Origin of the sequence: Mumia sp. ZJ430 (assembly GCF_011751845.1) — a bacterium.
Lineage (GTDB): Bacteria > Actinomycetota > Actinomycetes > Propionibacteriales > Nocardioidaceae > Mumia.
Map to the genome: position 1 here is coordinate 421,526 of NZ_JAAHFK010000001.1, position 23,822 is coordinate 445,347.

General features: G+C 69.7%; 14 protein-coding genes, 1 tRNA gene and 1 pseudogene. 10 read left to right on the top strand and 6 right to left on the bottom strand.

Translation table 11 applies throughout. From position 1 onward, the window contains the following. The first annotated feature begins 56 nt into the window (after positions 1-56). Both HCT63_RS02085 and HCT63_RS02090 read left to right on the top strand, forming a co-directional pair. Positions 57-695, top strand: coding sequence for a LysE family translocator (locus HCT63_RS02085; RefSeq protein ID WP_167001053.1), 639 nt, complete (start codon positions 57-59; stop codon positions 693-695). Then, positions 692-1,759: a phosphatase PAP2 family protein gene (locus HCT63_RS02090; protein WP_167001055.1), complete on the top strand. Its 1,068-nt coding sequence runs from the start codon at positions 692-694 to the stop codon at positions 1,757-1,759. Before HCT63_RS02085 ends, HCT63_RS02090 begins: the two co-directional genes overlap by 4 nt. 117 nt (positions 1,760-1,876) lie before the next feature. On the opposite strand, the gene HCT63_RS02095 is transcribed toward HCT63_RS02090, so the two are convergent. Further along, entirely contained in the window at positions 1,877-2,284 is a 408-nt protein-coding gene (locus tag HCT63_RS02095) for a DUF4446 family protein (protein ID WP_243842848.1), read from the bottom strand. 38 nt (positions 2,285-2,322) lie between these two features. On the opposite strand from HCT63_RS02095, the gene HCT63_RS02100 reads away from it, so the two are divergent. Next, positions 2,323-3,537 (top strand): arginine deiminase, encoded by a 1,215-nt coding sequence (locus tag HCT63_RS02100; protein ID WP_167001059.1) that lies wholly within the window; start codon positions 2,323-2,325, stop codon positions 3,535-3,537. Between the two features lie 107 nt (positions 3,538-3,644). After that, positions 3,645-5,021, top strand: a pseudogene (locus HCT63_RS20335) (MFS transporter); the annotation flags it as partial. A gap of 44 nt (positions 5,022-5,065) precedes the next feature. Here the strand turns inward: HCT63_RS20335 and ygiD are convergent. Beyond that, positions 5,066-5,938, bottom strand: coding sequence for a 4,5-DOPA dioxygenase extradiol (gene ygiD, locus HCT63_RS02105; RefSeq protein WP_208322224.1), 873 nt, complete (start codon positions 5,936-5,938; stop codon positions 5,066-5,068). An 836-nt stretch (positions 5,939-6,774) separates the two neighbouring features. Here ygiD and HCT63_RS02110 point away from each other — a divergent pair. Then, positions 6,775-7,116, top strand: a complete 342-nt coding sequence (locus tag HCT63_RS02110) for a hypothetical protein (protein ID WP_167001060.1) — start codon at positions 6,775-6,777, stop codon at positions 7,114-7,116. 46 nt (positions 7,117-7,162) lie between these two features. Further along, entirely contained in the window at positions 7,163-7,783 is a 621-nt protein-coding gene (locus HCT63_RS02115; RefSeq protein WP_167001062.1) for a hypothetical protein, read from the top strand. A 203-nt stretch (positions 7,784-7,986) separates the two neighbouring features. Here the strand turns inward: HCT63_RS02115 and HCT63_RS02120 are convergent, their stop codons facing one another. Together HCT63_RS02120 and HCT63_RS02125 are read right to left on the bottom strand one after the other, a co-directional pair. Then, positions 7,987-8,529: a phosphatase PAP2 family protein gene (locus HCT63_RS02120; protein ID WP_167001064.1), complete on the bottom strand. Its 543-nt coding sequence runs from the start codon at positions 8,527-8,529 to the stop codon at positions 7,987-7,989. 181 nt (positions 8,530-8,710) lie between these two features. Further along, on the bottom strand, positions 8,711-10,552 hold the full coding sequence (locus HCT63_RS02125; RefSeq protein ID WP_167001066.1) for a phosphoenolpyruvate carboxykinase (GTP): 1,842 nt from the start codon (positions 10,550-10,552) through the stop codon (positions 8,711-8,713). Between the two features lie 376 nt (positions 10,553-10,928). Here HCT63_RS02125 and HCT63_RS02130 point away from each other — a divergent pair, with 376 nt between their 5' ends. Then, entirely contained in the window at positions 10,929-19,214 is an 8,286-nt protein-coding gene (locus tag HCT63_RS02130; protein WP_167001068.1) for a choice-of-anchor D domain-containing protein, read from the top strand. 181 nt (positions 19,215-19,395) lie between these two features. On the opposite strand, the gene HCT63_RS02135 is transcribed toward HCT63_RS02130, so the two are convergent. Next, positions 19,396-21,258: a hypothetical protein gene (locus tag HCT63_RS02135; RefSeq protein WP_167001069.1), complete on the bottom strand. Its 1,863-nt coding sequence runs from the start codon at positions 21,256-21,258 to the stop codon at positions 19,396-19,398. A gap of 179 nt (positions 21,259-21,437) precedes the next feature. Here HCT63_RS02135 and HCT63_RS02140 point away from each other — a divergent pair. Continuing rightward, positions 21,438-21,510: transfer RNA gene (locus HCT63_RS02140), tRNA-Arg, on the top strand. A gap of 60 nt (positions 21,511-21,570) precedes the next feature. Here HCT63_RS02140 and HCT63_RS02145 read toward each other — a convergent pair. Then, positions 21,571-21,984 carry a VOC family protein gene (locus tag HCT63_RS02145; RefSeq protein WP_167001071.1) on the bottom strand — a complete coding sequence of 138 codons (414 nt, stop codon included), beginning with the start codon at positions 21,982-21,984 and terminating at the stop codon, positions 21,571-21,573. A 105-nt stretch (positions 21,985-22,089) separates the two neighbouring features. Between HCT63_RS02145 and HCT63_RS02150 the strand changes: the two genes are divergently transcribed. Together HCT63_RS02150 and HCT63_RS02155 are read left to right on the top strand one after the other, a co-directional pair. Next, complete coding sequence (locus tag HCT63_RS02150; RefSeq protein WP_182397127.1) at positions 22,090-23,178, top strand: S-(hydroxymethyl)mycothiol dehydrogenase; 1,089 nt, start codon at positions 22,090-22,092, stop codon at positions 23,176-23,178. Further along, the gene (locus tag HCT63_RS02155) at positions 23,175-23,813 is read left to right on the top strand and encodes an MBL fold metallo-hydrolase (RefSeq protein WP_243842849.1); all 639 of its coding nucleotides are present in this window, start codon (positions 23,175-23,177) and stop codon (positions 23,811-23,813) included. Before HCT63_RS02150 ends, HCT63_RS02155 begins: the two co-directional genes overlap by 4 nt. Positions 23,814-23,822 lie beyond the last annotated feature (9 nt).

Genomic DNA, 23,822 nt, shown 5'->3' on the forward strand with positions numbered 1-23,822 from the left:
CGGGACCCGGCGTGGCACTCTCGTACGAGATCCCTGTCCGCCATCGAGGAGCCCGCATGATCGAGACCACCGCCGCCCTCGGCATCGCGCTCGTGGCGCTCGGCATGGTGCTCACACCCGGGCCGAACATGATCTATCTCGTCTCGCGCAGCATCAGCCAGGGACCGGCGGCGGGACTCGTGTCGCTGCTCGGGACGATGGTCGGGTTCGCGGTCTACATGGTGATGGCCAACGTCGGGCTGGCCGCGGTGTTCGTGGTCGTGCCATGGCTGTACGTGGCGCTCAAGGTCGCGGGCGCCGCGTACCTCTTCTGGCTCGCGTGGAAGACCCTGCGGCCCGGCGGGCTCTCCGCGTTCGAGGCACGCGACCTCCCGCGCGACTCGCACCGGCGGCTGTTCACGATGGGCCTGACGACCAACCTGCTCAACCCCAAGGCCGCGATCATGTACGTGTCGCTGATCCCGCAGTTCGTCGACCTCTCGCGCGGCGACGTGGTGGTCCAGGGGTTCGTCCTCGGCAGCATCCAGATCACCGTCAGCGCCCTGGTCAACGCGTCGCTGATCGTGGTCGCCGGAGGCATCGCCGCGTTCCTCGCGAGCCGCCCGTCGTGGATGGCGTGGCAGCGCCGGATCAGCGGCAGCCTCCTCGGGATGGTGGGCATCAAGCTCGCCGTGGACGCTCCCAAGCCCGCGTGAGCCGAGCCACGAACGACACCCCGGACGAGACTCATCACGTCGCGCGTGACACCGTGCCGTCCTACGGTAGGAAGACGGCGCGCGAGATCATTGGGGGCGGTGTGGACGAGTCGACGGCCTCGTGGCAGCGCCGTGCGGCCGCGATGGTCATGTTCGCCGGCGCGTTCGTGCTCTGGCTGGTGTTCGTCGGGCTACCGACCGACGTCGTGCAGATCGTCGCGTGGCTGTGGGTCCTGACGATCGCGTGGAACACCGGGGCCGGCTGGCAGGCCCATCTCGGCTTCCTCAAGGACTGGTGGGGGCCGGTCGCGTTCCTGCTCGTCTATCTCTACAGCCGCGGGCTCGCCGACGAGCTGTTCGCGCTGCCCGTGCACGTCACGGAGCCGATCGTGTTCGACGAGTGGCTCGGCGGAGGCACGACGCCCTCGCACCTCCTCCAGGACTGGCTATGCGACCAGCCGTGCTCGTACGCCTCTCCGCCGCACTGGTACGACATCATGCTGACGACGGTCTACTTCACGCACTTCGTCGCCGGGCTGACGATCGCCGTGGTCCTGTGGATGGTGAGTCGCCGCGAGTGGATGCAGTGGATGCGGCGCTACCTCGCGATCAGCTTCGGTGCGTTGGTCGTCTACATCCTGTATCCGATGGCGCCGCCGTGGATGGCGAGCCAGGACGGCTACCTCTCAGAGGAGGTCGCACGGCTCACCGGTCGAGGGTGGTCGACGCTGGGGCTCGGCGGGTTCCACCTCGCGCTCGCGAACGTCGGCAACCCCGTCGCCGCGATGCCGTCGCTGCATGCCGGACTCGCGGCGCTGATCGCGTTCTACGGGATCCAGCGGCTGCGCTCCTCGTGGCGGTGGCTGCTCCTGGCGTATCCGCTCGCGATGTCGTTCGCGCTGGTCTACTACGGCGAGCACTACGTCATCGACATCATCGCCGGGTTCGCGCTCGCCGGAGGGGTCCTGCTCGCGTGCGACGCGTGGGAGCGACGGCGAGGTCACAGGCCGAGATACAGCGCGAGCGCCTCCTCGACGGCCTCCAGGTCCGCGCGCTCGAGGTAGCCGACCGGGTCGCCGATCCGTACTTTCCGTTGGGCCCAACGGAAAGGTCTCGCCCCACCGGAATGTTCCGGTGGGGGACGCACTTTCCGTTGGGCCCAACGGAAAGTGCGCCAGGCGTCAGCGGTGGCGGGCCTCGGACAGCGCCCGCTCCTCCTCCGGGGTCAGGGTCTGCTCGCTGCTCCACGCGGTGACGCTCTTGGCGTACGTCCGGGTCTCGTTGCGGCCGTGGATCGACGTCAGGACGACGCCGGATCCTGAGTCGTCGACCAGCGCGAGCGTCCACGAGAGCGCGCCGCCGGTGTCACCGAAGGCGTCGTACCGGACGACCGCCAGGTGCCGGAAGGTCTGCGCCTGCGCGTCGGCCAGCGCAGCCACCTCTCGCCGCAGGGCAGCGGTGTCGCGCGGCAGGTGGTCGACCGTACGGCCGGACCGGCCGCGCTTGGGTGCGCGCGACGCGGCGGTCGCCGAGACGAGGAGCGCCCCCGCGGCCGCGACGAGGGCGAGGATCGAGATCGCGAGAGCCACGATCCTCACCCTAGGCCGCATGACCCTAAGGTGAGTGGATGGACAACGGTGTCATCTCCCCCGGAGTTGCCAGCGAGGTCGGACGGCTTCGTACGGTCATGCTCCACCGGCCGGGGCCCGAGCTCAAACGCCTCACCCCGCGCAACAACGACTCCCTGCTCTTCGACGGGCTCCCATGGGTCGGAAAGGCGGTCGCGGAGCACGATGTGTTCGCGGCGGCGCTCGCCGACCGGGGCGTCGAGGTGCTCTATCTGCGTGATCTCCTCGTCGAGACGCTGCAGCATCCGGCGGCGCACGCGACCGCGGTGGCCGACCTGACGGGTGACCTGCGTCTGGGCGACACGGTCTCTGAGTATCTCTCCGCCGCGTTCTCCGCGCTCGACCCCGACGGGCTCGCCGAGGTGCTGACCGCGGGGCTGCGCAACGATGAGCTCGACGGCGTACGGAGCGTGGTGACGACGCTGCTGCAGCCCGACGACTTCCTCGTGGACCCGCTCCCGAACCTGCTCTTCACCCGTGACTCGTCGGTGTGGCTGCGCGACGAGGTGGCGCTGACGAGCTTCGCGATGCCGGCCCGCGAGCGCGAGTCGCACCTGACGCAGCTCGTCTACGAGCACCACCGGCGGTTCTCGCACGTGCCGCGCGTGCACGGCCCGCACCTCGAGCACCTCGAGGGCGGTGATGTCCTCGTCCTCGGTGACGGGGTCATCGCCGTCGGCGTCGGCGAGCGTACGACGCCGGCGGGGTTCGAGCGGATCGCACGCCAGTGCTTCGCGCACGACCTGGCGACCACTGTGCTCGCCGTCCCGATCGCGCAGGACCGCGCGACGATGCACCTCGACACGGTCGTGACGATGGTCGACGTCGACGCGGTCGTCATGTATCCGGCGGTCGCCGACACGCTCCAGGCGTACGCGGTCACCGACGGCCACGGGACCGACCTGGCCATCGACGGGCCGGCGCCGTTCCTCGAGGCGGCCGCGAAGGCGCTGCAGATCGACCGGCTGCGCGTCATCGACACCGGCCTCGACGCCGTGACCGCCGAGCGGGAGCAGTGGGACGACGGCAACAACACCCTCGCGATCGCGCCGCGGCTCGCTGTGGCGTACGAGCGCAACGTCGAGACGAACGCGCGGATGGAGGCGGCCGGGATCGAGGTCATCCGGATCCCCGGCTCGGAGCTCGGGACCGGGCGCGGCGGGCCGCGCTGCATGTCGTGCCCCATCTCGCGCGACCCCGTGGCCGGCGGTTGAGCCTTTCGCTCTGAGACGCCCCTCGCGGAATGAAGCCGGATCCCATGTGGTTAGTTGCTATGCGGAACTGGTCACTGCCGACGTGGCCGCCATGACAGGGGGCCCCGGTGATCTCGACAGCGCGACGCACGCACTATCGAGTCACACTCGCCGTCCTGTGCGTCGGCGTCGCCTCGTTCGCGCTCGTGCAGTCGATGACCATCCCGGTTCTCCCGCGTATCCAGGACGAGCTCGGCACGAACCCGACGACGGTCACCTGGGTCGTCACCGCGTACCTCGTCTCCGCGTCCATCTTCACGCCGCTGGCCGGACGCCTCGGGGACGCGACCGGCAAGGAGCGCGTGCTCGTGTACGCGCTCGGGCTGCTCGCCGTCGGCTCCGTGATCGCGGCGCTCGCGCCGAACGTGGCTGTGATGATCGCCGCCCGGGTCGTCCAGGGCGTCGGCGGCGGCGTGGTGCCGCTCGCGTTCGGGATCATCCGCGACGAGTTCCCCGAGCCCAAGATCGCCGGAGCGATCAGCTTCGTGTCCGCGCTCATGGGCGCCGGCGGCGGGTTCGGGACGGTCGTGGCGGGCCCGCTGGTGGGCACGCTCGGCTACGCGTGGCTGTTCTGGCTGCCAGCGATCGTGACCGGTGCGGCGGCCGTCGCGGCGTGGCTGCTCGTCCCGGAGTCGCCCGTACGGACGCCGGGGCGCATCCCGATGATCCCGACGCTCCTGTTCGCCGGATGGCTGACGGCGCTGCTCGTCGGCATCAGCGAAGGGTCGCGGGCCGGATGGGCGTCGCCGCTCGTGCTCAGCCTCCTGGTCGCGGCGCTCGCCCTGTTCGTCGGATGGGTGCTGGTCGAGAGTCGGGCGCGCGTGCCGTTCATCGACCTGCGGATGATGCGTCTGCCTGCGGTGTGGACCGCGAACCTCGTCGCGTTCCTCATCGGCGTCGGCATGTACGCGTCGTTCGCGTTCACCCCGCGGCTGCTGCAGACCGATCCCGACGTCGCCGGATACGGTTTCGGCGCGACGATCTCCGAGTCGGGCCTGCTGATGCTCCCCTCGGCACTCGGCGTCTTCCTGATGGGACTGGTCTCCGCGCCCCTCGCGCGCATCCGCGGTCCGAAGCCGGTCGTCGTGGTTGGCTGCTTCATGAGTGCGGTCGGACTCGGCTCGATGGGTCTGGTCCACCACGAGCCGTGGCAGACGGCGCTCGCCAGCGGGCTCTTCGGCATCGGGGTCGGCGCCGTCTTCGCGTGCCTGGCGAGCCTCGTCGTCGCCGCCGTGCCGCCGGAGCAGACCGGAGTCGCGACAGGGATGAACGCCAACATCCGTACGATCGGCGGCGCCGTCGGCTCGGCCGTCATGGCGACGATCGTGACCGGCAACCTCGGACGTGGCGGCGAGCCCCGCGAGGGCGCGTACGTCGGAGGGTTCCTGTTCCTCGGAGCGGTGGTGTTCGTCGCGGGACTGGTCGCCCTCGCGATCCCGAAGATGACCCCGCGCGAGCTCGAGGACGGACTCGAGGCGGGTGCGAGCGGTCAGATGTTGGAGCCGTCCGGCGGCGAGTCAGGGGTGGCGGGCTCACCGGCAGCGACGTCGCCGTCCGGCGCCGGGCAGTCCAGGTCGAGCGTGAACGCCGTCATCGACAGGGACCCGTACGTGTAGCCGTCGACGAGCACCTCCGCACCGCGCCCGGACTGATCGGCCATCCCGGCGAGATAGAGGAGTGGCAGGAAGTGGTCCGGTGTCGGCACCGCGTGGCGGTAGTCCGAGTGCGCGTCGAGCGTCGGGATGTTGGTCGGGTCGTCGGCCATCAGCTCCTTGGCCGACTCGTTGAAGCGGTGCGCCCAGTCGTACCCCTCCTCGGCGAGTCCCCAGTCCATCCCGCCGAGGTTGTGGACGACGTTGCCGCTGCCGAGGACGAGGACGCCGTCGGCGCGCAGCGTGTTGAGCTTCTGGCCGAGGTCCAGGTGGTAGTCGAGGCCCTTGTCGGCGTTGATGCTGAGCTGGACGACCGGGATGTCGGCGTCCGGGAAGACGTGGGTGAGCACGGACCAGGTCCCGTGGTCGATGCCCCACGAGTCCTTGTCCTCGCCGCACCACGTCGGGTGCACCGCGTCGGACACCTCCTCGTACAGCTCCGGCATGCCCGGCGCGGGGTACTCCACCTCGAACAACTCGCGAGGGAACCCGTAGAAGTCGTGGATGGTCCGCGGCGCCCGCATCGCGGTGACCGCGGTGGCGTTGATGTACCAGTGGGCCGACACGACGAGGATCGCTCGCGGCTTCGGCAGGGACTCGCCGAGCGTGCGCCAGGCCTCGGTGTAGCGGTTGCGCTCGAGGGCGTTCATCGGGTTGCCGTGGCCGATGAACGCTGCGGGCATGAGCGAGGGAGCTGCGGTGTCGGCCATGTCGCCATTGTCCCTTACGCCTTTCGGCCGCCGACAGGTAGTTGACTGTTCACCTAACCTCCTTGCGCTCGCTGCTCGAGCCAGTGGTGAGGTCGCTCTGTCGACAGAGGGAAGACCCCTGCGCTCCAGCGTCAGCCGTGCCCCGTCGGGGTCCCTGGGTGTCCCCCTCGGCGGGGCCGACGTGCGGATCCTCGACGAGGCGACAGGTAGGGAGTTGCCCCCGCGCGAGGTTCGACGCGGCCGGCTTGCCGCTGCCCCCCTTCCACCGAGGTGCGACCGGCGGCAAACGACCAGACCAATCCGCGGAGGATGCTCAGCACAGAGCCCGGGGGGTGAGGCCAAGCCTCCCCGTCGGTTCGGGTGGACACGATTGGGTGGGCGTTCCAATGGGGCGGCCAGGACTGGAAGCGGCGCGTCCAACCGCTCCTGGAGGACGTCAAGGACGTCTAGAAATGCGAAACCCGAGCGCCACAACCGTCCGGAAGGGTCTCGGGTTGAATAGCTGCTCGGCGGCAACCCGGGCAAGCCGTAGCCAGTCCTCACCAGCCGTCGCCAACGTCTAAGCATCTCGAGCTCGCCGACGGTTCCGCGCCTCGATGCTTGGCGTGTCCATCCACCGACGACGTCCGCATGTACAGGGTGCGCGAGCGCGCGCCGATTGTTGGGTAGGTCGGCCCTCTTTCACGCTCAGCGCGGCAGTTGGAGCTTCCGTTGCTGCCTCAGCCGGACTCGGCGGCGTCTGCGGGTTTTGACCCTGATCGAAAGCCGTTGTGCCAACGCGTGTCGCCACCCACGCTGTCAAGCAATTCAACACGGCCAGCAATACAGGAGGATCCATGAAGAACCATGTGAAGGCTGTTCTTGCGACAGCAGGGCTCGTGGCAGCGGCCGGTGTGGTCGGAGCGTCGCCAGCTTCTGCAGACACGTGCGGAAACACCCGGAACGTCTCCGTCACTGGCGCCCAGTCGCACTACACCATCTGGTGCAGTGGCGGCTACGCCAACATCGACGGGTGGGTGAAGGACACCAAGGCTGACGGCAAGTGCGCCGTGGTCAAAATCCAGGCTAGCGGCGAGACCTTCTACTCCAGGGCGTGTGGCAACGGCCAAACAGAGTGGTTCGTCGGGGAGAGCGCGACACCAACCAACACCATCAAGGTCTGGACCTACACGGAGTAGCACAACGCCTCGCAACACAACGGTTCCAGGGCGCATCGTTATCGGCATGACTCGTCTTGCGCGCAGAGTTCCCGTCGTTTTCGCCGCCGTTGCAGCGACAGCGGTTGTGGCCACCGCAGCCACCGCAGCCACCGCAGCCACGCTTGCCGCCGAAGAGAGTGCAGATCCTGGTAGTGAGGTGAACGTGGCCGGACCAGTCGCGACGGAGAAGTTTGTGTCCGTCAACGACGCCTTGGACGCGCTCCGCGAGAAGTACTCCGGCTTTGCCGGGGCCAGCAACGATCTCCAGACGATGACCACGACGGTGCGCTGGAAGGGAACCGTCCCCAACGAATTGCGCAAGCTCGAGCGCTCAGGGCTCAACGGCATCACGGTGACCGCGCTGCCGGCTGCCTACAGCCAGGAAGAGATCAACCTGGCAGCCGACGCTGCGATCCACGCTCCTGGTGCCGAAGGCACGGTGATCGGTGCCGTCGGCACGCCTGACCGCTCCGGCCTGATCGTCGAAGTGACCGAGTCAGCAGTCGCGCGCCTAAGCAAGAGCGCTCTCAGCCACGACGTGAAACAGGCGATTGCCGCCGCCGAACCCCAACTCGAAACGATCCCCGTTACCATCCGGCAGGCAGAACCTACGAGGCCCGCCATCGCGAAACCCGTGGCTCAGTAGGCGTTGCACTCGTAAATCTGTCTGATTCGACGCTTCGGCGAGTCCGGTCCTTCCGGACCGCTCGCCTGGCGAGAGGGAGAAGCGAGGCGCACCGTCCCCTCAGCCCGGAAACCGCGCTTTCGGTGAAGCTCGATGCTCTCCTGAGCCCGCGATGCCGACTCAGTACTCGATCACTACCCGGCCATCGAGCGAAGACTTCTGCGTCACACCGCCGGGCCCCGTACGAGCAGGGTCGCGACGCGGTGGGCCAGGAGCCGTGCGACCACGACCGTGACGGTGATCCCGAGCGCTGCTCCGGCGACCACGTCGGCGATGTCGTGGACTCCGACGACGACCCGTCCGAGCGCCACCACGCCGGCCAGGAGCATCGCGTACCGCCACCACTGCGGCACCGCCAGCACCACCGCCGTCGCGAGACCTGCCGCGATCGTCGCGTGGTTGCTCGGCCACGCCCAGTCTCCGGCGCCGGGGCAGGTCGCGAGCACGTCCAGGGTGCGGCACGGACGCTCGTCGCGGACGAGGACCTTGAGCAGCTCGCTCGCGCCGTACGAGACCACGACTCCGATCCCTGCGGCGATACCGATCGCTAGCGGGCGCGGCCCACGCCCGTACGAGGCCGTCACGAGGAGCAGCGCGAGCGCGACGAGGCCGATGTCCGGGAGAAGGAGAAGGGCGTTCGAAAGCGGCGACGGGAGGCCCGCGAAGGCCTCGGCGATCAGGTGTGAGAGGGGATCGGTGATCAGCACGTCGCGACCGTACGGCGGTGCGGCCCGTGGTTCGTCGGTCTGCGGGGTCGTCCTGGCGAGGGCGTGTCAGACCTGGGTCGTAGGGGTGGTCGGGGACAGCACGACGCCCCGCCAGCTGCGTGAGCGGCGGGGCGTCGCGCGGGGGTTTCGACAAGCTCAACCAGCGAGGGTTTCGACAGGCTCAACCAGCGACTTCCAGGCGAGCCTTCAGACCGTCGAGCTCGGTCCAGAGCACGGCCGGCAGCTTGTCGCCGAACTTCTCGAACCACTCGTTGATCTGCGGGATCTCGGCCTTCCACTCGTCGACGTCGACCGCGAGCGCCTTGGCCATCTGCTCGTCGCTGACGTCCAGGCCGTCGGTGTCGAGCGCGCCGGGCGCCGGCACGAGACCGATCGGCGTCTCGACGGCGTCGACCTTGCCCTCGATGCGCTCGACGACGTACTTGAGCACGCGGCTGTTCTCGCCGAAGCCCGGCCAGAGGAAGCCGCCGTCCTCGTCACGACGGAACCAGTTGACGTAGAAGACCTTGGGGAACTTCGACTCGTCGTTGTTCTTGGCCATCGAGATCCAGTGGCTGAAGTAGTCACCGGCGTCGTAGCCGATGAACGGCAGCATGGCCATCGGGTCGCGACGGACGACGCCGACCGCGCCGGTCGCCGCAGCGGTGGTCTCGGACGACAGCGTGGCGCCCATGAAGGTGCCGTGGGTCCAGTCGCGGGCCTCGGTCACCAGCGGGATGGTCGTCTTGCGGCGACCGCCGAAGAGGATCGCGTCGATCGGCACGCCGTTCGGGTCGTCGTACTCCGGCGCCAGGATCGGGCACTGCCGGATCGGGGTGCAGAAGCGGCTGTTGGGGTGCGACGAGAGCTCGTCGGACTCGGGGGTCCAGTCGCGGCCCTTCCAGTCGGTGAGGTGCGCGGGCGCCTCGTCGGTCATGCCCTCCCACCAGACGTCGCCGTCATCGGTGAGCGCGACGTTGGTGAACACCGAGTTGCCCTTGGCGATGGTGCGCATCGCGTTGGCATTGGTGTCCCAGCCGGTGCCCGGCGCGACGCCGAACAGCCCGAACTCGGGGTTGACCGCGTAGAGGCGGCCGTCGGCGCCGATGCGCATCCACGCGATGTCGTCGCCGAGGGTCTCGACCTTCCAGCCCGGGATCGTGGGCTCGACCATCGCGAGGTTGGTCTTGCCGCACGCGCTCGGGAAGGCGGCCGCGATGTACTTGACCTCGTTCTCGGGCGAGGTGAGCTTGAGGATCAGCATGTGCTCGGCGAGCCAGCCCTCGTCGCGACCCATGACCGAGGCGATGCGCAGCGAGTAGCACTTCTTGCCGAGCAGCGCGTTGCCGCCGTAGCCGGACCCGTACGACCAGATCATGCGCTCCTCGGGGAACTGCACGATGTACTTGGTGTCGTTGCACGGCCACGGCACGTCCGCCTGGCCGGCCTCGAGCGGAGCGCCGACGGAGTGCAGCGCGGGGACGTACGAGGCGGTGGTGGCCTCGATCTTGTCGAGGACCTCGCGGCCGACGCGGGCCATCACGGTCATCGACGCGACGACGTAAGCGGAGTCGGTGATCTCGACGCCGAACATCGGGTGCGCCGAGTCGAGGTGGCCCATGACGAACGGGATGACGAACATGGTGCGGCCGCGCATCGACCCGTCGTACAGGTCGGTCATGAGGCGCTTCATCTCGGTCGGCGCCATCCAGTTGTTGGTGGGGCCGGAGTCGGCCTCGTCAACGCTGCAGATGAAGGTGCGGTCCTCGACGCGCGCGACGTCGGTCGGGTCGGAGGCGCACCAGAAGGAGTTGGGCTTCTTGGTCTCGTCCAGGCGGACGAAGGTGCCGGCGTCGACGAGCTCGTCGGTGAGGCGGGTCCACTCGTCGGGGGTGCCCTCGATCCAGGTGATCGAGTCGGGCTTGGTGAGTGCGGCGACCTCGTCGACCCAGGCCTGGAGCTCGGCGTGACTCGAGCGGTAGGTGGTCGTCAGGGGGTCGCTGGTCGTGATATCTGCGGCCATGATGTTTTTTTGTCCTTCTCGCATCGCGATTCAAGCGTGTTGATCGCACTGCCCGTGCCATCCTGTGGCCGGCCAGCTGATGTGGATAGGTGGTCGCGGCCGCGCGATCTCAGCCGCGATGCGGTCCGAATCACGTGAGCCGTGCTGCCAATGTATGCCCCGCTCAGAGGCCCGCCCCCAAGGGGTGCGAGTTAGTGAACTATGTCACACACCCCTTCTGACCTGGGCTTTTAAGTTGGCCGGCCCGACAAATCGCATCGTCTCCAGGCTTGTCTAGGGCGATCGTCCAGATAGTTGAGTTTTCACAATTCCCTGACGGGAGAGGGGGCTGATTCCTAGAGTCACGTCACTTCCCCCGGCCCGCTCGGAGCAGCACATGAACAACGGCGTTCAGCCCCGTCGTCCCGCCCTCGCCCTCCTCCTCGCTCTCACGCTCGTCGCCGGCGTGCTCGCTCTCGCCCCTGGTCTCGCCGACCCGGCTTCTGCGGCCCCGAGCGCCAGCAAGTGCGCCAAGTCCGGCCGCTGGCTCGCGCAGTACTACAAGGGCACCGCGTTCAAGGGCAAGCCCACCGTCACCCGGTGCGAGAAGCGCATCGCTGCCTCGTACCCCGCGAGCCGCAAGCCGTTCTCGGTGCGCTGGAGCACGACGCGGACGCTCAAGGGCGCGTACGAGATCCGCGGGCGTGCGACCGGCAAAGCGGTGCTCCGCGTCGACGGCCGTACGGTCGCCACGTCGACGAAGGGCCGGTACGCCGCGGCCGTGCGCAAGCTCCGCAAGGGCAAGCACACGCTCGAGGTCCGCTACGTGAAGAAGTCCGGCGCAGGATCGGTCGCCGCCGAGTACGTGAAGTCTCCCGACCGTACGGCGCCCGCGACCGTGACCGGTGTGCGCGCCGTCGCCGGTGATCGCGCCGTCGCCCTGAGCTGGAAGGCCTCGACGGCGCTCGACCTGCGGGGCTACCGCGTCTACCGAGGCGGCCGGCTGCTCCGCGAGGTCGCGACCCCGCGCTTCACGGACACGGGGCTGGCCAACGGCACGGCGTACTCGTACGCGATCGTCGCGGTCGACCACCGACGTAACGCCTCCCGCGCGAGTGCTGCTGTCCGGTCGACGCCGCGGGACAAGGTCGCTCCGAAGGCCCCGACCGGCCTCGTCGCCGACGCCGGTGACAGCAAGGTCTCGCTCGCCTGGAAGAAGAACGCCGAGTCCGACCTCGCCGGGTACGTGCTCCGGCGCACCGGTGGAACCAGCGGGCCCAAGACCTGGGACCTCGGCAAGACCGCGACGACGGCGACCGACTCGAGCGCCGTCAACGGCACCGCGTACGTCTACTCGCTCGTCGCCCGTGACACGTCGGGCAACTCCTCGTCGCCCGCGCTGGTCGCGGCCATGCCGATCGACAAGAGCGCGCCGGCCACGCCGAGCGGGCTCACCGCCGCGGCCGGCGACGGCGAGGTCGCGCTGAGCTGGAACGCGAACACCGAGCCCGATCTCGACGGCTACGTCATCACGCGGACCCGCGCTGACGGAGGCGGCGTCGCGATCGAGATCACCGCCGGTGCGACCGACACGACGCTCACCGACTCCAGTGCCAAGAACGGTGTCGCCTACCTCTACACGATCCGTGCCGTCGACCGTCGCGGCAACGCGTCCTCCGACTCCACGCCCGTCCCGGCGACACCGGCGGGCGACCCGGGCGACCAGACCCCGCCGGACGTCCCGACCGGCCTCGAGGTCGAGGAGGGCGACGGCGAGGTCGCGCTGAGCTGGGACGCCAACACCGAGGACGACCTCGACGGCTACACGGTCTATCGCAAGACCGGCGCCGGCCCGTACGTCGAGATCGCCGACGTCGACGCGGACACCACGTCGTACACCGACGAGTCCGCCGAGAACGACACGCTCTACACCTACGCGGTCGCTGCCTTCGACAAGAACGGCAACACGTCGGCCCTCACCGAGGGCATCACCGCCACCCCGACCGACACCACCCCGCCGGCCGCACCGGCGACGCCGACCGCGACCGCGGGCGACGGGCAGGTCGCGCTGACCTGGACCGCGAGCACCGAGAGCGACCTCGCGGGCTACCGCGTCTACCGCGCGACGACCGCCGACGTCCCGACGACCGGCGACGGGATCGGTGGACCGGGTCTGGTCCCGACGGCCAGCTTCACCGACGAGGACGCCACGAACGGCACGACGTACTACTACGTCGTCGTCGCCGTGGACACGCACGGCAACCCGTCGGACCCCTCGGGCAGCGCCTCCGCGACGCCTGTCGACGGCACCGCGCCGGCTGCGCCGACCGGGCTCGAGGCGACTGCCGCCAAAGGTGAGGTCACCCTCGACTGGGCCGACAGCGCCGAGGCCGACCTCGACCACTACGCGGTCTACCGCTCCCTCGTCGTAGACGCTCTGCTGGCCGAGGCTCTGCTGGCCGAAGAACAGCCGATCGCCGAGGTCGAAGACTCCGAGTACGTCGACACCACCGTCGATCCCGGCACCACGTACGCCTACTGGGTCGTCGCCGTCGACGCCACGGGCAACGCCTCCGCCGCGTCGGAGACCGTCGAGGTCACCACGCCGGAGGTCGAGCCGGAGCCGGTGCACGAGAAGTTCGTGTTCCAACCGGCGGCCGGGCCGGGCGTCTCCGGCTACACCAAGCACACCGGCACCCCGTGGAGCGACGCGGCGGGTGACGGCTTCGTCCGCGAGGACAGCCTGAGCGCGACGCACGTGCCGCTCGACATGACCACCAACACGCGCTCCCGTACGCGGCCCGCCCCGGTCACCGCGCTGCAGAACAGCCTGATCCACCTGCAGTACGGCGCGGCGACGCCGCCGCTGCAGGCCGGCCAGAACACGGTCTCGGGCGCATTCGAGCTCGCCGTCCCCGACGGCTGGTACGCCGTGAAGGTCTCCGTCGGCGACCAGGGCGGCGGCGCCAACGGGTACGACAGCACCCACGTCGTCAACGTCGAGGGTGAGAAGGCGATCGACGCCTTCAAGAGCTCGGCGGCCAAGGAGTACGAGACCGCGACGACGACCGTCGAGGTCATCGACGGCCGCCTCACGCTCGACGCGATCGGCGGCATCAACACCAAGCTCAACTATGTCGAGGTCGACAGCACCGACGAGCCCGAGCCGCCGGTCGAGGTCGACGAGAAGTACGTCTTCACGACGGCCGCCGACAACGCGGTCCCGGCGGGCTGGACCAAGAACAGCGGCGCCGCCTGGACCGACACCTCCGGCCTCGGCTGGGTGACGCAGGCCAGCCTCGCAGCCACGACGCACGAGCCGCTTGACCTGACGAAGAACGGACGCCTCCGTACGCGACCGGCGCCGGTGACCGCGCTGCAGAACCGGCTGATCCACCTGCAGTACGGGGACGTGGCCAGTGCCAACCCGGCCAACGGCAACCTCGTCGCGGGCGCGTTCGAGCGGGCCGTCCCCGACGGCTGGTACGAGGTCGCGGTCAGCGTCGGCGACCAGATGGGTTCGACGGCGTACGACAGCCTGCACACGATCCGCGCCGAGGGCGTCACGGTCGTCGGCGGGTTCCAGGCGACGGCGGCCAAGGAGTACGAGGCTGCGACCAGCGTCGTCCACGTGACCGACGGCCGGCTGACGATCGACGCGATCGGCGGCACGAACACCAAGATGAACCACCTGGCGATCGTCAGCGCCGACGCGCCGACCGAGCCCGACGTGCACCGCGCCGTGCGCTTCGCGGACGAGGCGAGCGCGCCGCCCGCGGGCTACCTCAAGGACTTCGGCGAGGCGTACGGGCTGCGGACCGGCGCCGATCAGGGCGCCGGGCTCGCGTACGGATGGCGGCGTCTCGGCACCGTCGAGCCGCAGAGCATCGTCGGGAATGGGCGCAACCGCCTCGACGGCACTGCGGGTGGGGCGCCGGTCGGCACCCCGCAGCTGCGGGCCGGCACGATCCACATGCAGCTTCCCGAGAACGCCAGCCAGGGCGTGAAGATCCCCGCCTACTGGGAGCTGGAGGTGCCTAACGGCGCGTACCGCGTCGAGGTCTCCGTCGGCGACGCAGGCACGGCGACCGACTCGGTGCACTGGCTCAACGTCGAGGACCAGAGCGCGGTCGCCGGCTTCGTGCCGACGGGCGCCGCAGGCGCGGCGACGAAGCACGCCACGGCCGTCCGTACGGTCAACGTCGCCGACGGCCGCCTCACGATCACCCCGAACAGCGGCACGAACACCAAGCTCAACTGGGTGACGGTGGACAGCGTCGCCGGAGCCTCCCTGCGGCCCTCGGTGCGCAAGTCGACGCCGACCAACCTCGCCACGGGCGCCTCCCCGACCGGCAGCGTCGTCAATGACTTGTTCCTCGTCGGCAGCGGCGTCGCGCCAGGCTCGCTGACCTCGTCGAGCGTCACGTTGACCAAGGTCGCGAACGGGGCGGCGGTCGACGCGAACGTCCTCACCAGCGGCGGGGGCGACGTCATCAACCTGTCGCCGAAGCAGGCGCTCGAGCCGAACACGCTCTACCGCTTCGCCGTCACCGACGCCGTGAAGGACGTCGACGGGCACGCGTTCCTGCCGTACTCGAGCGTCTTCACCACCGGCGAGACGACCGGCGGCGGCGGACCGGTCGCGTTCGATCCGTCGGACTCGGGTGCTCCGGCGGCCACCGGCGCCGAGATGGGCTACTCGAGCATCACCAAGGGGCCGGACGGCCGGATGTACGCCGCGACCCTCGCGGGCGACCTCTACCGCTTCGACATCGCGGCGGACGGCAAGCTCACGAACCGGTTCAAGATCACCACCGTCCGCGACTACTCCAACAGCGCGGCCAGCGGTGACACGTACGCGAAGGGCACCCGTACGGTCATCGGCCTCGCCTTCGACCCGGCGTCGACCCCGGCGAACCCGATTCTGTGGATCACCGACAACGCGCCCTTCATCGGCCAGAACAACGTGCCGGACCTCAGCGGCCGCCTCGCGAAGCTGACCGGCCCGAACCTCGGCACCTACACCGCCGTGCTCGACGGCATTCCACGATCCATCAAGGACCACGAGGCCAACTCGGTCGCGTTCGGACCCGACGGTGCCCTCTACTTCAACGTCGGCGCCAACAACGCCATGGGCGCGGCCGACGGCACCTGGGGCAACCGCGAGGAGCACCCGCTGTCGGCGGCCACGCTCCGCGTCGACCTGACAAAGCTGCCCGCACAGCTGCCGGTGAACGTGCGGCCGGCGGCGTACGACCCGTTCGCCGCGAACGCGCCGGTCACGGTGTACGGCAGCGGCATCCGCAACGCGTACGACCTGGTGTGGCACAGCAACGGCAGCCTCTACGTGCCGACCAACGGCTCCGCGGCCGGCGGCAACGTCCCGGCCGTCCCGACGACGCTCCCCGCGCACTGCACGAAGCGCCCCGACGGCGGCTATGGCGGACCGACCGGCATCGCGGGCATCACGAGCAACCCGAACGCGGAGACCGACTACGTCTTCCGCGTCCGCAAGGGGAAGTACTACGGCCACCCGAACCCGAGCCGTTGCGAGTACGTCCTCAACAACGGCAACCCGACCGCGGGCACCGACCCGTTCGAGACGGCCCGCTATCCCGTGGGTACGGCGGCCGACCCGAACTACGACCTGTCGGGCGTGTTCGACGCCGGGCTGCACGCCAGCGCGAACGGCGTCATCGAGTACACGAGCAACGCCTTCGGCGGCGCGCTCAAGGGCAAGCTTCTCTATGTCCGCTACAGCCAGGGCCAGGACATCGTCAGCTTCGACGTGGCGCCGGACGGGACACTGTCGAACCGCAAGGTCGGCACCACCGGGTTGACCGGGTTCAACCAGCCGCTCGACCTCACCGAGGACCCGGCGACCGGCAACCTGTACGTGACGCAGCTCGGCAACGGCACGATCGCGCTCGTGAAGCCGCGCGGCGGTGCCGGTGGCGCCGGCGCCGACGTCACGCCTCGGCTGGTCCTCAGCGGCCAGACGAACGCCACGTCGCCGGCGGCGCAGGCGACCGTGACCAACACCGGCACGGAGACGCTGACCATCCCCGCCGGAGGGCTGACGTTCACCGGCGGCGACGCGGCGATGTTCGCGACGACCACGCCCAACGCGGCACCGATCACGGTGGCGCCGGGTGCGTCGACCCAGGTGGCGGTCACGTTCCGTCCGTCGTCGGTCGGCGTGAAGACGGCGTCCCTGCAGATCGCGACCTCGGTCGGCACGAAGACCGTCGCGCTCCGTGGCCTCGGCGCGGCAGGTCTCGGTGGGGGCAACGAGCCGTCGCTGCAGCGGATCATGGACACGCTGCAGATCCCGATCAACGTCGGTGATCCCGAGCCCGGCAACGCGTCGATGCCTTCGACGCAGGGTCCGATCGGCGACGAGATCGCCGCGCAGCTCTTCCAGAAGGCCGCCTTCGACGCGCCGATCAGCATCACGCCGCTGGCCGCGTACGGACCGCAGAACAACGACCCCGCCGTGCACGTCGGCTGGTACGACGCCGGGCAGGCCGCCGGTCTCCACCCGCAGTTCTCGATCAAGGCGTCCGAGGCGCAGGGGCTGATGATCAACCCCACGGGCTCGACGACCAACATCGACCCCGGTGAGGAGACCGTCTTCGGGCTCTACTCCGAGTGGCCATACTTCAGCGGACGCAAGGCCTACACCGAGGACGCCCTCAACACGTGGGACGCCGCGCTTCCGCACCACATCCGCGTCTATCCCTACAAGAATGCCGACGGGACCGTCGAGCCGAACGCGTACGTCGTCGCAACCGAGGAGGTCCCGGGCTCGCCGTTCGACAGCCAGGACATCGTGCTCCTCGTCCGCAACGTCAAGCCGTACGTCCCGGCGGAGGCCGAGGGCGCGGTGCTCAAGGCGGTGAACCCCGACCCGGTGCCGTTCGCCGACCAGATCGCGTTCAACCGGCTGCAGACCACCGCGGACGGCGACCAGAAGATGGCCGACACGGGCACCGTTCGGATCAGCAACACCGGCACGGCGGCGCTGCAGGTCACGGGGCTGCCGATCACCGGGCAGTTCCAGCTCGTGGACCCGCCGGCGGTGCCGTTCACGGTCACGCCGGGCGCGACGCGCGATCTCACCGTGAAATTCGTGGCGCAATCGACGAAGGTCCACAACGGCACGCTGACCGTGCAGAGCAACGCCGAGACCGACCCTCAGCAGGTCATCCGGCTCGGCGGCCTCTGGCAGTCGCAGAGCGAGGGTGGCCAGGAGCCGAACCTCTCGCAGATCGTGAAGGCGTTCGGGATCGGCAGCAACATCCCCAACGGCTTCGCGAGCAAGGGCGAATACGCGCCGATCGGTGACGAGGTCCTTTCTCCGTACTGGTCGCGCATCGACACCACCAAGCCGGTCACCGTACGGCAGCTGGCCGGGTTCCACACGTACGGCGGCACCGCCAGCTTCAAGTCGCACGCCAAGGGCAGCAACACCGCGCCCCAGATCACCAACATGGGCGGCCAGTACGCCCAGTCGCTGCTGCCGCGGGCGAGCAACAGTGTGGGTGCGGGGCCGGCTGCCGGGTCGTTCACGCCCGGCCCGGTCTTCGGGTTCGGGGTGGACAACGAGTGGACCGATCGCGCGAAGAACAATGAGCAGGTCGACCTCAACAACGGCTGCGTCGCCCCGTGCGGCCAGCACGTGCGGCTGTGGCCGGTGAAGGACCGGACCGGCACGCTCGTCCCGGGGTCGTACCTGCTCTCGATGGACTACGCCGGGATCAACTACGACTACCAGGACAACGTCTATCTCGTCACCAACCTCCGCCCCGAGGTCATCACCACGCCGCAGGTCGTCGCGATCCCCGGCAACAACAAGGTGACACTCTCGTGGGGACGCAACCCGTACGACGTGGGTGTCGGCTACCGGGTCTGGCGCGGGACGACGGCAGACTTCGCCGTCAACGACGCGTCGCTGATCAGTGGACCGACCTCGGGTGACCCGCTGTCGGCGACGACGTACACCGACCCCACCGCGGTGAACGGCACGACGTATTACTACGTGGTGCGCGCCGTCTACAAGGGCGCCGGCAACTCCGGTGACGGCACCGCCTCGGCGACTCCGACCGCGGCCGCGCAGGACGTGGATGTGAAGGTCGACTTCGGCAACGAGGCCGCGACGCTGCCTGCGGGCTATCTCAAGGACTTCGGGCAGGCGTTCGGCGCGCGGACGCGTCCGGACCAGGGCACGGGACTCACGTACGGATGGCTCGGCGAGACGACGCTCCAGCCGCTCGACCTGTCCGTCGGCGGCACGTCGGGTCCGGGCAACGGGCGCTGGCGCAAGTCGGTGCAGCCGGACCTGCGGCTCGACACGTTCATGCACATGCAGGCCGACGACGTGCCGAATTTCAACGGCACGCCGCTGCCGGGCCGATGGGAGCTCGCGGTGCCCAACGGCTCGTACTCGGTGACCGTCGCCGTCGGTGAGCCCAACGTGAACACCGACCCGGAGATCCACACGCTCAACGTCGAGGGCACGCGCGCGATCGACGCGTTCGTCCCTGCCGGAGCGGTCGGCTCCGCGACCCGCCACAAGACGGCGACCGTCGAGGTCACCGTCGAGGACGGCCGCCTCACGCTGGACGCGCTCGGCGGGACGAACACGAAGATCGACTACGTGGACGTCACCACCCTCAACTGACCCCGGGTCAGTTTCTGCCCGCCCCGGGTCGGTTTCTGCCCGCCCCGGGTCCCCTTCTGCCCGCGCCGGGTCACCGGGAGGCGCGGAGAGTGACCCGGGAAGTGCGGAGAGTGACCCGGGGCGGGAATGGCGAAGGGCCCGCACCCCTCACGGGATGCGGGCCCTGTCGCTCGACCAGGTGTCAGCGCTTCTTCGGCAGCTTGCCGTAGCGCATCACCGGGATCATCAGGCCGCCCGTGACCACCGTGGCGGTCGCCTTGCGTGCGGTCTTGTCGACGGCGCGACGTCCCGATCCCATGCTCAGCACAGCGGTGACGTCGTTGCCGCGCTCAGCGGTCGACATCGCACGGATGAGCGCGGGCAGGCCGGACGCCTCGGCGGCGGCGGTGGAGTACTCCTCGGCGTACTCCTCGTAGTACATCTCCTCGTTGCTCATGCCGGCGCCGCCAGTGATGGTCAGCATCCCGATCGGGCTCCGGAGCTTCTTGCGCGGGACCGCGACCTTGAGGTTCACGACCTTGCGCGCGGGGCCGGCAGCCCCCTTCTCGCGGACCAGCGTCACGCGCAGGCGGAGCGTGCCGCCGCGACGAGCCATCACGCCGTCCTCACCGACCGTCGTCCACCGGCCGAACTGCTTGGCCTGGACGCGACCGACCGAGTACGCCTCGTACCCCTCGTTGACCGTCGACGTCTGGGTGGCGTCGAGGATCGTCACGGGCTCGAAGTCGTTGGACAGCAGCGACTCGATGTCACCGGCGAGATAGTCGGCGGCTCCAGCGGTGATGTCGTACCGGTCGGCGTACATGTCCGTGCGGCGGTAGGTCAGGATCTGGCCGTTCGCGCGCTTGAGGCGGATCGTGCGGGTCGCTCGTGCCTCGCCGCCGAAGGTGCCGTCGGTGACGACCCACGAGTCGTTCGTCGACTGGAGCGCCGCGAGGGAGGAGATCCAGTCCGGCGAGGTGACGGTGCTCGACGACGTACGCGTACGGGTGCCCATGCGGTTGGTCGTCGTGACCTTGGCGCCGGTCGGGACCGCGCCGATCGATCCGACGATCGCGGCGAGGCGGTCCTGCGTGAACGAGCCGATCGGCGCACCGACGTTGGCAAGCTTGTAGGAGCCGGAGTTGTCGCGCTCGACATAGACGGCGTCCGCGCCGTGCAGCGACATCTTGGTCTTGCCCATCCAGTCCATCGGGTGGCCGAAGGCGTAGACGGTCGACCCGCAGACAGCGGTCGTCGTGCCGACGCCGGCGAGCGGGGTCGACCCGTACGAGTACGACGCGGCCACGTTGGAGCCGGCCGAGACCGGGATCTTCTGGCTGTTCGTACGGCCGCCGACGCCGCCGGAGCGGAACGTGACGCCCTTGAGCCGCGCCTTCTTGGCGATCGCGTTCGCCTTGGCGGTCGAGAGACCCGAAGGAATCATCACGGGAGTCGGGAGGCGGCGCATCGAACCGGCGGTGGCCGCAGCGCTCGCGCCGGCGGCACGGATCGCAGAGGTGACCTTCGGGCTGAGCGAGGCGGTGGCCGCGGCAGTCCCGTACGTCCCTGCGCGATAGATGTCGGCAGCGGGGGTGACGCCTGCGTACTCGCTCGGAGTGGCGGAGAGGCCGTACGAGACGGCGCCGACGAGGCGGCCGTCCGCGGCGTACAGCGGGGTGCCGGACATGCCCGCCCAGATGCCGCGGTCGACGGCGCCGGCGGCGTTGGTGATGCGCGAACCCTTCATCTTGAAGATGAGCATGTCGACGCCGGGGGCGATGCCGTCGTCGAGCGTCCCGACGAACTCACCGCTGACGGTGTCGGTGGCCGTGCCGGACGAGACCGTGATGCCCTCGACGGGCGTGCCGGGGTTCGCGCCGCTGGGGCGGACCAGCTCGGTGGCGGGGAACGCGGCCGGGCAGGCCGAGCCGATGGTGGGCGCGGGCGCTGCGGGAGTGTCGGCGATCGCGGGGCCGGCCATGGCCAGCGTCGCTGCGGTGACGGCCGTCAGGGCGACGGCGGTCGTGAGCGGGCGCCTGCGGGCGCGCGCGGATGTGGTCATGGGATACCTCGGTTCGAGCGGGGGATGCGGCCATCGGCGCAGTTCACGGTGGTGATGCCGGAGAGGGCAACGTACCCTGCGCACAGGCTCTCGGGGGCTCGATTGACCACCAAAGGGAGCCCGATTTCGGTCTCGCGGAACGACCCGCTAGAGTAGGGGTCGCTTCGCTGATGAGGCGGGCGCTCGTAGCTCAACGGATAGAGCATCTGACTACGGATCAGAAGGTTAGGGGTTCGAATCCCTTCGAGCGCGCAGATGAGAGACGAAGGCCGGACCCGGTGGGTCCGGCCTTCGTCGTTCCCGCCACGCCGGCTAGACAGCGCCGCCGTCTTCGCGCTCGAGCGAGAGCAGGTCCCAGCGGTTGCCGACGAGGTCGAGGAAGACCGCGACCCGCCCGTACGGCTCCGTCCTCGGCTCGGACACGAACTCCACGCCCGCCGCCTTCATCCGCGCGACGCGGGCGTCGAAGTCCGCGACCCGGAGGAACAGGCCGACCCGACCGGCGAACTGGTCGCCGACCGCGCGCTCCTGGTTCTCCCCGTCGGCACACGCGAGCAGGATGCCGGTCCCGCCGTCCTCCGGCCGTACGACCACCCACCGTTTCGGGCGCCCGTCGTTGGTCAGCGACGGGGAGTCCTCGGCGAGCGCGAAGCCGAGGACGTCGACGAAGAAGTCGATCGCCTCGTCGTAGTCGGGGACGATCAGCGCGACCAGCTCGAGGGGCATCCGCCCACCGTACGGGCGGCGGGGTTCGTCGGGGGTCGAGCGCTTCTTTCGCGCGCAGGTAGCGTGACGCGGGAAGACCGACAGCGACGAGAGGTGAGGGAACGGATGCACGAGGTCAAGGGTGTCGTGGCGAAGGCCGTCGGGGAGCCGGTGAGTCTGGAGACGATCCTGGTGCCCGACCCGGGGCCGGGCGAGGCGCTGGTGAAGGTCGAGGCGTGCGGGGTGTGCCACACCGATCTGCACTACCGCGAGGGCGGCATCAACGACGAGTTCCCGTTCCTCCTCGGCCATGAGGCCGCGGGCATCGTCGAGGCTGTCGGTGAGGGCGTCACCGCGATCGCGCCGGGCGACTTCGTCGTCCTCAACTGGCGCGCGGTGTGCGGCGTGTGCCGCGCGTGCGAGCGCGGAGAGCCCCAGTACTGCTTCGACACCCACAACGCGACCCAGCAGATGACGCTGGCCGACGGCACTCCGCTGTCGCCGGCGCTCGGCATCGGCGCGTTCGCCGAGAAGACGCTCGTCGCCGCCGGGCAGTGCACCAAGGTCGACCCCGAGGCGCGTCCCGCCGCGGTCGGCCTGCTGGGCTGCGGCGTGATGGCCGGCATCGGTGCGGCGATCAACACCGGCAACGTCGGCCGCGGCAAGTCCGTCGCCGTGATCGGCTGCGGCGGAGTCGGAGTGGCCGCGATCGCCGGCTCGGCCCTCGCCGGGGCCAGCACGATCATCGCCGTCGACATCGACCCCAAGAAGCTCGATGCCGCCACCCGGCTCGGCGCCACCCACACGGTCAACTCCTCCGAGACCGACCCGGTCGAGGCGATCCAGGCGCTGACCGGTGGCTACGGCGCCGACGTCGTCATCGACGCGGTCGGCCGTCCCGAGACCTGGAAGCAGGCGTTCTACGCCCGCGACCTCGCCGGCACCGTCGTCCTCGTCGGTGTCCCGACGCCCGACATGGAGCTGCCCGGCATCCCGCTGATCGACATGTTCTCGCGCGGCGGTGCGCTCAAGTCGTCCTGGTACGGCGACTGCCTGCCGAGCCGCGACTTCCCGATGCTCGTCGACCTCTATCGTCAGGGCCGCCTCGACCTCGACGCGTTCGTCACCGAGGAGATCGCGATCGACGGCATCGAGGCCGCGTTCGAGCGGATGCACCACGGCGACGTGCTGCGCTCGGTGGTGGTCTTCTCGTGAGCGGCGCGCCTCGCATCGGCTCCGCCGACGGGCCACGCATCGACCACGGAGTCGTCTCGGGGACCTTCTCGCTCGACGGCGAGACCTTCGACGTCGACAACAACGTCTGGGTCGTCGGTGACGACTCCGAGTGCGTCGTGATCGACGCACCGCACGACATCGACGCGATCCTCGAGGTGGTCGGAGACCGTACGGTCAAGGCGATCGTGTGCACGCACGCCCACGACGACCACGTGCGCGTGGCACCCGCCCTCCGCGAGCGCGTCGGCGCTCCGATCTTCCTGCACCCCGCCGACAAGCCGCTGTGGGAGCTCACGCACCCCGACGCGCTGTGGGACGTCGACCTCTCCGACGGCCAGGCCATCCCCGTCGGCGGCACGACGCTGACGGTGCTGCACACGCCGGGTCACGCGCCCGGCGCCGTCTGCCTGTACGCGGCGGACCTCGGCGCCGTCTTCACCGGTGACACGCTCTTCGAGGGCGGGCCCGGCGCGACGGGGCGCTCGTACTCGGACCGGCCGACGATCGAGGACTCGATCCGTACGACGCTCTTCGCGCTGCCCGACGACACCGTCGTCCACACCGGGCACGGCGCCGACACGACGATCGGCGCGGAGCGGGCCCACCTCGGCTGACGCGACAGT

Coding starts and splice junctions, on each gene's coding strand:
- ygiD (WP_208322224.1), bottom strand. CDS start 5,938: ATGGCCGACACCGCAGCTCCCTCGCTCATGCCCGCAGCGTTCATCGGC.
- HCT63_RS02125 (WP_167001066.1), bottom strand. CDS start 10,552: ATGGCCGCAGATATCACGACCAGCGACCCCCTGACGACCACCTACCGC.
- HCT63_RS02110 (WP_167001060.1), top strand. CDS start 6,775: ATGAAGAACCATGTGAAGGCTGTTCTTGCGACAGCAGGGCTCGTGGCA.
- HCT63_RS02085 (WP_167001053.1), top strand. CDS start 57: ATGATCGAGACCACCGCCGCCCTCGGCATCGCGCTCGTGGCGCTCGGC.
- HCT63_RS02130 (WP_167001068.1), top strand. CDS start 10,929: ATGAACAACGGCGTTCAGCCCCGTCGTCCCGCCCTCGCCCTCCTCCTC.
- HCT63_RS02145 (WP_167001071.1), bottom strand. CDS start 21,984: ATGCCCCTCGAGCTGGTCGCGCTGATCGTCCCCGACTACGACGAGGCG.
- HCT63_RS02150 (WP_182397127.1), top strand. CDS start 22,090: ATGCACGAGGTCAAGGGTGTCGTGGCGAAGGCCGTCGGGGAGCCGGTG.
- HCT63_RS02115 (WP_167001062.1), top strand. CDS start 7,163: ATGACTCGTCTTGCGCGCAGAGTTCCCGTCGTTTTCGCCGCCGTTGCA.
- HCT63_RS02135 (WP_167001069.1), bottom strand. CDS start 21,258: ATGACCACATCCGCGCGCGCCCGCAGGCGCCCGCTCACGACCGCCGTC.
- HCT63_RS02100 (WP_167001059.1), top strand. CDS start 2,323: ATGGACAACGGTGTCATCTCCCCCGGAGTTGCCAGCGAGGTCGGACGG.